The sequence below is a fragment of the Geobacillus sp. E263 genome, from assembly GCF_007197795.1.
GTDB classification, from domain to species: domain Bacteria; phylum Bacillota; class Bacilli; order Bacillales; family Anoxybacillaceae; genus Parageobacillus_B; species Parageobacillus_B toebii.
The window spans coordinates 2,258,055-2,270,118 of sequence record NZ_CP041632.1 but is presented as its reverse complement, the minus strand read 5'-3'; the positions used below and the strand labels follow the sequence as shown (position 1 = coordinate 2,270,118).

The 12,064-nt window shown below is 43.3% G+C and carries 8 protein-coding genes; all 8 read left to right on the top strand.

The features are described 5' to 3' along the window. Window positions 1-86 precede the first annotated feature (86 nt). The 8 genes from pyrH (at window position 87) to FNL97_RS11545 (ending at window position 11,739) form a co-directional block, all read left to right on the top strand. On the top strand, window positions 87-809 hold the full coding sequence (pyrH, locus tag FNL97_RS11580; protein ID WP_115657214.1) for a UMP kinase: 723 nt from the start codon (window positions 87-89) through the stop codon (window positions 807-809). Between the two features lie 2 nt (window positions 810-811). Next, window positions 812-1,369, top strand: a complete 558-nt coding sequence (gene frr / locus FNL97_RS11575) for a ribosome recycling factor (RefSeq protein ID WP_015863476.1) — start codon at window positions 812-814, stop codon at window positions 1,367-1,369. Between the two features lie 143 nt (window positions 1,370-1,512). Continuing rightward, complete coding sequence (gene uppS / locus FNL97_RS11570) at window positions 1,513-2,289, top strand: undecaprenyl pyrophosphate synthase (RefSeq protein WP_062678207.1); 777 nt, start codon at window positions 1,513-1,515, stop codon at window positions 2,287-2,289. A 5-nt stretch (window positions 2,290-2,294) separates the two neighbouring features. Further along, window positions 2,295-3,089, top strand: a complete 795-nt coding sequence (locus tag FNL97_RS11565) for a phosphatidate cytidylyltransferase (RefSeq protein WP_062678206.1) — start codon at window positions 2,295-2,297, stop codon at window positions 3,087-3,089. A 20-nt stretch (window positions 3,090-3,109) separates the two neighbouring features. Continuing rightward, window positions 3,110-4,255, top strand: coding sequence for a 1-deoxy-D-xylulose-5-phosphate reductoisomerase (gene dxr / locus FNL97_RS11560; protein WP_015863479.1), 1,146 nt, complete (start codon window positions 3,110-3,112; stop codon window positions 4,253-4,255). Between the two features lie 18 nt (window positions 4,256-4,273). Continuing rightward, on the top strand, window positions 4,274-5,533 hold the full coding sequence (gene rseP, locus FNL97_RS11555) for an RIP metalloprotease RseP (protein WP_015863480.1): 1,260 nt from the start codon (window positions 4,274-4,276) through the stop codon (window positions 5,531-5,533). Between the two features lie 76 nt (window positions 5,534-5,609). Continuing rightward, a complete protein-coding gene (locus tag FNL97_RS11550; RefSeq protein ID WP_015863481.1) occupies window positions 5,610-7,313 on the top strand; it encodes a proline--tRNA ligase in 1,704 nt (567 codons plus the stop codon). A 118-nt stretch (window positions 7,314-7,431) separates the two neighbouring features. After that, complete coding sequence (locus tag FNL97_RS11545; RefSeq protein WP_143415836.1) at window positions 7,432-11,739, top strand: PolC-type DNA polymerase III; 4,308 nt, start codon at window positions 7,432-7,434, stop codon at window positions 11,737-11,739. Window positions 11,740-12,064 lie beyond the last annotated feature (325 nt).

Below are 12,064 nucleotides of genomic sequence, written 5' to 3'. Positions count from 1 at the left end.
GAAGTCCATAGGGAACACACGCCGTGTTCCCTATTTTTAAAAATAGCTGTTTTTCGCTTTTCGAATTAGCTGCATGGAGGTTTGACATGGAAAAGCCAAAGTATAAGCGTGTTGTGTTGAAGTTAAGCGGTGAAGCATTAGCTGGTGAACAAGGTTTTGGCATTAATCCTGCGATTATTCAATCGATTGCGAAACAAGTGAAAGAAGTTGCTGAACTTGGCGTCGAAATTGCAATTGTTGTCGGCGGCGGCAATATATGGCGCGGAAAAACGGGAAGCGAGATGGGAATGGATCGCGCCACAGCGGACTATATGGGAATGCTTGCAACAGTGATGAATTCGCTTGCTCTCCAAGATAGCCTTGAAAATCTCGGTGTTGAAACGAGAGTGCAAACATCGATTGAGATGCGGCAAGTGGCTGAACCTTACATACGAAGAAGAGCGATCCGTCATTTGGAGAAAAAACGTGTCGTTATTTTTGCGGCAGGAACAGGAAATCCATATTTTTCAACCGATACGACTGCCGCATTACGTGCTGCTGAAATTGAAGCAGACGTTATTTTAATGGCAAAAAATAACGTTGACGGTGTATATAGCGCTGATCCGAAAATCGATGAAAACGCGGTAAAATATGATGAAGTATCCTATTTAGAGGTTATTAAACAAGGATTAGGCGTGATGGACTCCACTGCTTCATCGTTATGTATGGATAACGATATTCCGTTGATTGTTTTCTCCATTATGGAAGAAGGCAATATAAAACGTGCCGTTCTTGGTGAAAATATAGGAACAATCGTAAGGGGGAAATAAATATGGTACAACAAATTATCAATACTGCAAAGGAAAAAATGGACAAAGCTGTTCAAGCGTTCACTCGTGAGCTTGCGACCATTCGTGCAGGAAGAGCAAACCCGAGTTTATTAGAAAAAGTAACAGTTGATTATTACGGCATGCCTACACCAATTATCCAGCTGGCAAGCATCAGTGTTCCGGAAGCGCGGCTGCTTGTCATTCAGCCGTATGATAAATCGGTGATCAAAGATATCGAAAAAGCCATTTTATCTTCTGATTTAGGATTAACGCCATCCAACGATGGGTCAGTCATTCGCATCACCATTCCGCCATTAACAGAAGAACGTCGCCGCGAGCTAGTGAAGCTTGTCAAAAAATATTCGGAAGATGCGAAAGTTGCTGTTCGTAACATCCGCCGTGATGCAAATGATGAGTTGAAAAAGCTTGAGAAAAACGGGGAAATTACTGAAGACGAATTGCGCGGTTATACAGATGATGTTCAAAAGCTTACCGATGACCATATCGCAAAGATTGATGCGATTACGAAAGAGAAAGAAAAAGAAGTTATGGAAGTGTAATGAAACAGGAAAGACCCTCTATATACATGGAGGGTTTTTTTGTTATAATGAAAAAGCAAATGAGACAGAGAGTTAAAATAGCTGTTTTGAAACTAGCTAGCCGCATGGCACATTAATAATAAAAATCAATACGGAGGACTAGTATGTTTAATAAAATTTGGAAAAATAAGGAGGATGTGTCGTCCTCTTCTCTTGTTTACACAAAAGAAGAAATAATGCAAAATCCGATCCCGAAACATGTCGCCATCATTATGGATGGAAACGGGCGATGGGCGAAAAAACGCGCATTGCCGCGGGCGGCAGGCCATTATGAAGGCATGCAAGTCGTTCGCAAAATTACTCGTTTTGCCAACGAACTTGGCATTAAAATATTATCATTATATGCATTTTCAACAGAAAATTGGAAGCGTCCGAAAAGCGAAGTAGATTATTTAATGAAGCTTCCAGAGCAATTTTTAACGACATTTCTTCCTGAATTAGTGGAGGAGAATGTCAATGTTCGCGTGATTGGCCATATCGAACGGCTTCCAGAGCATACACGGCGGGCGGTAGAAAGAGCCATTGACGAAACAAAGGAAAATACAGGGTTGATTCTTAATTTTGCTTTAAACTACGGAAGCCGTGCGGAAATTACATATGCGATGCAACAAATTGCCAAAGAAGTGCAAAAAGGCTGGTTATCTCCAGAGGAAATTACGGAAGAATTAGTGTCTTCCTATTTAATGACAAAGGATTTAACAGATCCGGATTTACTCATCCGTACAAGCGGAGAAATACGTTTAAGCAATTTTATGTTATGGCAGCTCGCTTACACTGAATTTTGGTTTACCGATGTGTTATGGCCAGATTTTACAGAGCAACATTTATTAGAAGCGATTGCTGCTTTTCAAAAGCGTAATCGCCGGTTTGGAGGAGTTTAAACAAGATGAAGCAACGGATCATTACTGGAGTCATTGCCGCTGCACTGTTTTTACCGATTGTTATTTTTGGCGGATTTCCGTTTATAATAGTAACATATATATTGGCAACGATTGGGCTGTTTGAATTATTGCGCATGAAACGTCTTCGCGTGTTTTCTAAAGAAGGAATCATTGGTTTCCTGATTTTATGGGGGCTTCTTATTCCAAAAGCCTACACCAATTGGCTCGAGTCCTTCAATATAACGAAAGTCGAATTATTAGTAGTTGCCGTATTATTGTTGCTTATATATACGGTGGTGACAAAAAACGCATTTACATTTGAAGAAGCAGGATTTATATGTTTATCCATTCTTTATGTTGGCTTCGGGTTTTATTATTTCATGGAAACCCGCTTTATTGGTTTAGCGTATATGGTTTATGCTTTATTTACCATATGGGCGACAGATACGGGAGCGTATTTTATCGGTCGAGCATGGGGAAAACGCAAGCTTTGGCCGGAAATTAGCCCGAATAAAACCGTAGAAGGCTCGATTGGCGGAATTGTTTGTGCGGTTGTTGTTGCCATTATATATCAACTATGTACAAATCTTTTTGACAGTTTTGCCCTTTTAATTGTGATGACGATTGTTCTTTCCATATTTGGTCAATTAGGGGATTTAGTCGAATCCGCATTTAAACGGCATTATGGCGTGAAAGATTCAGGAAATATTTTGCCGGGTCATGGCGGTATTTTGGACCGCTTTGATAGTTTATTATTCATTTTGCCGATTTTACACTTTTTCATCAATGCAGCGTTATAAGGGAGTTAGGAGTGAAGGAATTGAAATATATTAGTATATTAGGGGCGAGTGGTTCCATCGGCACCCAGACGTTGGATATTATTCGTTCCCATCCAGATGAGTTTCAATTGACAGCAATATCGATTGGAAAAAATGTGGACATGGCGCGAGCGATTATTGAAGAGTTTGCTCCTCGGCTTGTCGCTGTTGCTGAGGCGGACGCTTATGAGAAGCTTCGCAGCGAATACGCAGGAAAAGTGAAAATCGTGTTTGGCGAGGAGGGATTAATTGAAGCAGCGGCTTTCCCAGAGACGGATATCGTTGTGACAGCCGTTGTTGGAAGCGTAGGTCTTGTTCCGACACTAAGAGCTATTGAAGCAGGCAAAACGATTGCATTAGCGAACAAAGAAACACTTGTAACAGCAGGGCATATTGTAACAGCAGCCGCTAAAAAACACGGCGTTTCTTTATTGCCAGTTGACAGCGAACACTCGGCAATTTTTCAATGTTTACAAGGAGAAAAACGAAACCGTGTGGAAAAAATTATTTTAACAGCCTCCGGCGGCAGCTTCCGTGATAAAACAAGGGAAGAATTAAAAAACGTAACAGTGGAAGAAGCGTTGCGCCATCCGAACTGGTCGATGGGAGCAAAAATTACGATTGACTCGGCGACAATGATGAACAAAGGGTTAGAAGTTATTGAGGCGCATTGGCTTTTCGAGTTGCCATATGAGCAAATTGATGTGTTATTACATCGTGAAAGCATCATTCATTCGCTCGTTCAATTCCGTGATACAAGCGTGATCGCCCAGCTCGGAACGCCAGATATGCACGTACCGATTCAATATGCTTTAACATACCCTGAACGCTTGCCGCTAGCCAATGCGAAACCGCTTGACTTAGCAGAAATTAGCACATTACACTTTGAGCGGGTAGACTTTGAGCGTTTTCGTTGTTTACAATTAGCATATGAAGCAGGAAAAGCGGGCGGGTCGTTGCCAACGGTGTTGAACGCAGCGAATGAAGAGGCAGTTTCCGCCTTTTTGCAAGGCCGTATCGCATTTTTAACTATTGAGGAATATATTGAACGTGCACTAGAGCGGCATGAATTCGTAAATGAACCATCGCTGGAGGAGATTCGTGAAATTGATGCGGAAACCCGCCGGTACGTTCGGTCACTACTATAAAAAAAGGTGGTTGAAACATTGGAAACGATCATTGCGTTTATTGTGATTTTCGGTGCGCTTGTGTTTTTCCACGAACTTGGCCATTTGATTTTCGCTAAGCGCGCGGGAATTTTATGCCGTGAATTTGCCATCGGCTTCGGTCCAAAAGTATTTTCATTTAAGAAAAACGAAACCGTATATACGATTCGTTTGCTCCCATTAGGTGGTTTTGTCCGCATGGCCGGTGAAGACCCGGAAATGATCGAAATTAAACCTGGGCAAGTCGTCGGATTAGAACTAGATCGCGATGGCAACGTTGACAAAATTATTGTCAACCATAAAGACGACTATCCAAATGCGAAAATAATTGAAGTAGAACAAGCAGATTTAGAACATCAGATGTACATTACCGGCTATGTGGATCAAAATGAAGATCGCCTCGAACGATTTTCCGTGAACGAGCCAGCCTTTTTCGTCGTCGACCATCAAGAAATTCAAATTGCTCCGTATCATCGTCAATTTGCCGCGAAAACGTTAGGGCAACGGACGATGGCGATTTTAGCAGGACCGCTTATGAATTTTGTGTTGGCATTTGTTGTATTTTTGTTAATCGGATTGCTTCAAGGATATCCGGTTGACAAACCGATAATCGGCGAACTGACAAAAGACGGCGCGGCAAAAGAAGCGGGCCTCAGGCAAGGTGACATCGTTCTTTCGATCGATGACGAACCGGTCAAGACGTGGACGCAAGTCGTTGATATTATTCGTGCCCATCCAGAAGAGGAATTGCTTTTTAAAATACAACGGAATGGAAAAATTATGGATATTACGGTAACGCCTGACGCGAAAACAGTACAAGGAGAAACGATTGGTCTTATTGGTGTGTACGGGCCTATGGAAAAATCGGTTTTCGGCTCATTAAAACAAGGAGTCATTGAAACGTATTATTGGACGAAAGAAATTCTTGTTGGTCTCGGACAGTTAGTTACTGGTCAATTTAAGCTCGATATGCTATCGGGACCGGTTGGCATTGCCGTTTCAACTGGAAAAGTGGCAGAATCGGGAATTTACTATTTAATGAAGTGGGGAGCGATTTTAAGCATTAACCTTGGTATTGTCAACTTATTGCCGCTTCCTGCGCTTGATGGTGGGCGATTGCTCTTTTTCGCCATCGAAGCGCTGCGCGGCAAACCGATTGACCGCCAAAAAGAAGGAATGGTTCATTTTATCGGTTTTGCCCTTTTAATGCTATTAATGCTTGTTGTTACATGGAATGACATTCAAAAGTTTTTCCTATGAAAAGTGAAGGAAAGATGGGAAGTCTTCTTCCTTCTTTCCTTGAACAAAAGAGATAGAGAAAAAGAGGTGCGAGAAGATGAGACAAAGTCAGTCATTTATCCCAACATTGCGTGAAGTGCCTGCAGACGCAGAAGTGAAAAGCCATCAGCTGTTGTTGCGCGCTGGATTTATTCGACAAAGCGCAAGCGGTGTATATACGTTTTTACCGCTTGGCCAGCGCGTATTGCAAAAAGTAGAGGCGATCATTCGTGAGGAAATGAATCGTGCCGGAGCGATCGAATTGCTCATGCCGGCGCTGCAGCCAGCGGAATTATGGCAGCAATCCGGCCGCTGGTATTCGTACGGTCCGGAGCTTATGCGCCTGAAAGACCGTCATGAACGCGATTTTGCGCTTGGACCGACGCATGAGGAAATAATTACGGCGCTTGTGCGTGACGAAGTGAAAACATATAAGCGCCTGCCGCTTACGCTTTATCAAATTCAAGTAAAATTCCGTGATGAAAAACGCCCGCGCTTCGGTTTATTACGCGGCCGTGAATTTATTATGAAAGACGCCTATTCGTTCCATACGTCACAAGAAAGTTTGGATGAAACATACAATAAAATGTATGAAGCGTATTCGAACATCTTCCGCCGCTGTGGTTTAAATTTCCGCGCCGTCATTGCTGATTCCGGAGCGATTGGCGGAAAAGATACGCATGAATTTATGGTATTATCGGAAATCGGTGAAGATACGATCGCCTATTCCGATGCTTCTGATTACGCGGCAAATATCGAAATGGCCCCTGTTATTACTACATATGAAAAAAGCGATGAGCCGCTTCGCAAATTGGAAAAAGTGCATACACCGGGGCAAAAAACAATAGAAGAAGTAGCTTCCTATTTACAGGTGACGCCAGAAAAATGCATCAAGTCATTGCTCTTTAAAGTGGACGACCGTTACGTACTTGTACTTGTCCGCGGCGACCATGAAGCAAACGATGTAAAAGTGAAAAACTTATTTGACGCATCGGTCGTAGAGCTGGCAACACCGGAAGAAACGAAGCAAGCAATGAACTGTGAGGTCGGTTCGCTCGGTCCAATCGGTGTTAGCGAATCTGTTACCATCGTTGCCGATCACGCGGTAAAAGCAATTGTCAATGGTGTATGTGGGGCGAATGAGGAAGGATATCATTATATTGGCGTCAATCCAGAGCGTGATTTTACCATTTCTGAATATGCAGATTTACGTTTTATTCAAGAAGGAGATCCGTCTCCAGATGGAAAAGGCACGATTCGCTTTGCCCGCGGCATTGAAGTTGGCCACGTGTTTAAATTGGGCACGCGTTACAGCAAAGCGATGAACGCGACTTATTTAGATGAAAATGGACGTTCACAAACGATGATTATGGGCTGCTACGGCATCGGCGTTTCCCGGTTAGTGGCTGCGATTGCCGAGCAATTTGCCGACGAAAACGGTCTTGTGTGGCCGGCATCAGTTGCTCCTTTCCACGTCCATCTTATTTCGGTGAATGCAAAAAATGAGGAGCAGCGTCAGCTTGCTGACGAATGGTATGAAAAGCTTGGACAAGCCGGCTTTGAAGTATTATATGATGACCGTCCGGAGCGCGCTGGCGTCAAATTTGCCGACAGCGATTTAATCGGAATTCCGATTCGGGTGACAGTTGGAAAGCGCGCTAATGAAGGAATTGTGGAAATAAAAGTGCGCCAAACAGGCGAGTCAATGGAAGTGTCTGTAGACGAACTGATCGACACGATTCGACGTCTTTTACAACAATAAATATAGATTTTGAAGGGCTGTGCTGGTGAAAAGTAGAAATGTTACTTTTCAGACAGCCCTTCTGTTATTATATTAGGAGAGATGTGTAATCATTTTGAGAGGGGAAAGGATCGACGTCATGTTAACGAACGAGCAAAAAGAGCGATTTCAAGTGTTGTTGCAGCAGCTTGAATTGACGTCTGACGAATTTGTTCCGTATTTCTCTGAGGCAGGCATTCAAAAGCTTGTCATTGAAAAGGAGAAAAAATGTTGGCATTTCTATTTTTTGCTGCCGAAAATTTTGCCTTATCAGGTTTATCAACTGTTTACACAAAAGCTTGTTCATGCGTTCCATCATATCGCAAATGTGAAATATACAATACAAACGATCGATTCCCATTTTACGGAATCGGATGTGCGTGACTATTGGACGCTCTGTTTGCAAGAGTTGCAAGAAGGGGTCTCGCCGCTTTTATCGTTGCTTCATGAGCAAGTTCCGACTGTAAAAGGAAATAAACTATATGTTACTGCTCGCAATGATGCAGAAGCAATGGCGGTGAAGCGCCGCTTCGCCAAAAAAATAGCTGAAGTATATCAATCGTTTGGTTTTCCGCTTTTGCAGCTGGAAATAGAAGTCAAACAGTCAGAAAAAGATTTTGAGCAATTTATAGCGCAAAAACAGCAAGAAGATGCGGAACGTGCCTTAGCGGCATTAACGGAGATGACGAAAGAAACGAAATCGGAAACAGCGGGCAATGCGCCGGCAGGGCCGCTTATTATCGGTTATCCAATTAGAGAAGAAGAGGAAATTCGCACGCTAGACAGCATCGTCGAAGAAGAACGCCGCGTCGTTGTACAAGGATATGTGTTTGACGCGGAGATCAATGAGTTAAAAAGCGGACGGACGTTATTAACACTAAAAATTACCGATTATACAAACTCGATTTTAGTAAAAATGTTTTCACGCGATAAAGAAGATGCCGCACTGATGGCGGATGTAAAAAAAGGAATGTGGGTAAAGGTAAGAGGGAGTGTGCAAAATGATACGTTCGTCCGTGACCTTGTGTTAATCGCCAACGATATAAACGAAATAAAGGCGAAAGAACGCCAAGATACCGCTCCGGAAGGAGAAAAACGGGTGGAACTTCATTTGCACACGCCGATGAGCCAAATGGATGCGGTTACTTCCGTTACGAAGCTCATTGAACAGGCGAAAAAATGGGGCCACCCAGCGATCGCTGTTACGGACCATGCTGTTGTGCAGTCATTTCCAGAAGCGTACAGTGCCGCAAAAAAATACGATATGAAAGTATTGTACGGCGTCGAAGCAAACATTGTCGATGACGGCGTGCCGATCGCCTATAACGAAGCGCACCGCTTGCTTTCCGAGGACACGTACGTCGTCTTTGACGTGGAAACGACCGGTCTATCGGCGGTGTATAATACGATTATTGAACTTGCCGCTGTGAAAGTGAAGGACGGAGAAATTATCGACCGCTTTACTTCATTTGCCAACCCGCATCATCCGTTATCGATTACAACGATCGAGCTGACAGGCATTACCGATGACATGTTGAAAGATGCCCCAGATGTCGAAGAAGTGCTGCGCCAGTTTTACGACTGGATGGGCGATAGCATCCTTGTCGCACATAATGCTAGCTTTGACATTGGATTTTTAAATGTCGGCTTTACGAAACTCGGTCTTGGTAAAGTGACGAATCCGGTTATTGATACACTTGAATTAGCGCGGTTTTTATATCCAGAATTGAAAAATCACCGTTTAAACACGCTATGTAAAAAATTTGATATCGAGCTAACCCAGCATCACCGAGCGATTTACGATGCAGAAGCGACTGGATATTTGCTTATGCGCCTATTAAAAGACGCGCAAGAACGAGGAATTTTATATCATGACGAATTAAATGAACGTTCGAAGGAAGAAGTGTCGTATCAACGATCCCGTCCGTTCCATGTGACATTGCTTGCGCAAAATGACATTGGATTAAAAAATTTATTCAAACTCGTTTCTTTATCACATGTGAAATATTTTTACCGGGTCCCGCGCATTCCTCGCTCAGTGCTTCAGCAGCATCGTGAAGGAATTTTAGTCGGTTCCGGCTGTGATAAAGGAGAAGTATTTGACAATATGATTCAAAAAGCGCCGGAAGAAGTCGAAGAAATCGCGAAATTTTACGATTTTCTCGAGGTGCATCCGCCGGAAGTGTACAAACCGCTGATTGAAATAGATTACGTAAAAGATGAAAATATGATCAAGGAAATTATCCGCAAGATCGTGATGCTCGGGGAAAAATTAAACATTCCTGTCGTTGCAACTGGAAACGTTCATTATTTAAATCCAGAAGATAAAATTTACCGAAAAATTTTGATTCACTCCCAAGGCGGAGCAAATCCGCTCAACCGTTATGAGCTGCCGGATGTATATTTTCGGACGACGGACGAAATGCTCAAGTGCTTCTCTTTTTTAGGAGAAGAAAAAGCAAAAGAAATCGTCGTTATGAATACGCAAAAAATCGCTGATCTTATTGGCGAGGTAAAGCCGATTAAAGATAAGCTGTATACGCCGCGCATTGAAGGGGCGGAAGAGGAAATTCGCGAAATGAGTTATCGGCGCGCCAAAGAAATTTACGGTGATCCGCTGCCGGAAATTGTTGAACAGCGCTTGGAGAAAGAGTTAAAAAGCATTATCGGACACGGCTTTGCCGTCATTTATTTAATTTCCCATAAACTCGTAAAAAAATCGCTTGATGACGGCTACCTTGTCGGTTCGCGCGGATCTGTCGGCTCCTCTTTTGTCGCGACGATGACAGAAATTACAGAAGTAAATCCGCTGCCGCCGCACTATGTTTGTCCGAATTGCAAGCACTCGGAATTTTTCAATGACGGTTCGGTCGGTTCAGGATTTGACTTGCCGGATAAAAATTGTCCAAAATGCGGCACAAAATATAAAAAAGATGGGCATGATATTCCGTTTGAAACATTCCTTGGCTTTAAAGGGGATAAAGTTCCGGATATCGACTTGAACTTCTCCGGGGAATATCAGCCGCGCGCCCATAACTATACGAAAGTATTGTTCGGAGAAGATAACGTATATCGCGCAGGAACGATCGGTACGGTGGCTGATAAAACGGCTTACGGTTTTGTCAAAGGGTATGCGAGCGATTTGAATTTGCAGCTGCGCAGTGCGGAAATCGACCGTCTTGCCGCGGGATGTACCGGAGTAAAACGGACAACCGGGCAGCATCCAGGAGGCATTATCGTCGTTCCGGATTATATGGATATTTACGATTTTACGCCAATTCAATATCCAGCTGACGATACGAGTTCCGAATGGCGCACGACGCATTTTGATTTCCATTCGATTCATGACAATCTTCTGAAGCTAGATATTCTTGGGCACGACGATCCGACGGTAATTCGTATGCTCCAAGATTTAAGCGGCATTGATCCAAAAACGATTCCGACGGACGATCCGGAAGTGATGAAAATTTTCAGCAGTACTGAATCACTTGGCGTCACTCCGGAACAAATTATGTGCAATGTCGGCACGCTCGGTATTCCAGAATTCGGAACGCGCTTTGTCCGGCAGATGCTTGAAGAAACGAAGCCAAAGACATTTTCCGAGCTGGTGCAAATTTCCGGCCTTTCCCATGGAACGGACGTCTGGCTTGGAAACGCTCAAGAGTTAATTCAAAACGGCACTTGCACCCTTTCTGAAGTAATTGGCTGCCGCGACGACATTATGGTTTATTTAATTTATCGCGGGCTTGAGCCGTCGCTTGCCTTTAAAATTATGGAATCGGTGCGGAAAGGAAAAGGGCTAACGCCGGAATTCGAAGAAGAAATGCGCAAACATGATGTGCCGGAATGGTATATTGAATCATGTAAAAAGATTAAATATATGTTTCCGAAAGCGCACGCTGCCGCGTACGTATTAATGGCGGTTCGCATTGCTTACTTTAAAGTGCATCATCCGCTTTTGTACTATGCTTCTTATTTTACAGTGCGTGCGGAAGACTTTGATTTGGACGCGATGATTAAAGGTTCTGCGGCGATTCGCAAACGCATCGAAGAAATTAATGCGAAAGGATTGAACGCGACGGCAAAAGAAAAAAGCTTGTTGACGGTATTAGAGGTCGCTTTAGAAATGTGTGAACGCGGATTCTCGTTTAAAAACATCGACCTTTACCGTTCACAGGCGACCGAATTCGTCATTGACGGCAATTCGCTTATTCCGCCATTTAACGCCATTCCGGGTCTTGGGACAAACGTGGCGCTCAACATCGTCCGTGCTCGCGAAGAAGGAGAATTTTTATCAAAAGAAGATTTACAGCAGCGCGGAAAACTTTCAAAGACGCTCATCGAATATTTAGAGAGCCGCGGTTGTCTTGATTCGTTGCCAGACCATAACCAGCTTTCCTTATTTTAAAGTCATCTTATCGCGTTGTCAGCGCTAAACAGATTAGCAAATAGGCTTTTCGTTTGTAACGGCATATAGCGCAAAACCGATGTCCCATTTTCAGCCGGACCTTAAAAAATCCTTGACAAATAGGATCTCGTTTTGTTTTCCCATTGCAATATATTTTCCAATATGTTATAGTTTTAGTGGAAATGGTAAAGATAATGGGTAAGGAAAGAGTGGGGAAACCCACTCTTTCGTCTTGAATGGATGCCAATTGCTTTTCATTCCCCGCAGATTTGCAGGGGATTTTCTCGTTATAACGAATGGATGCAGTTTCTCTATGTTAGGAGGA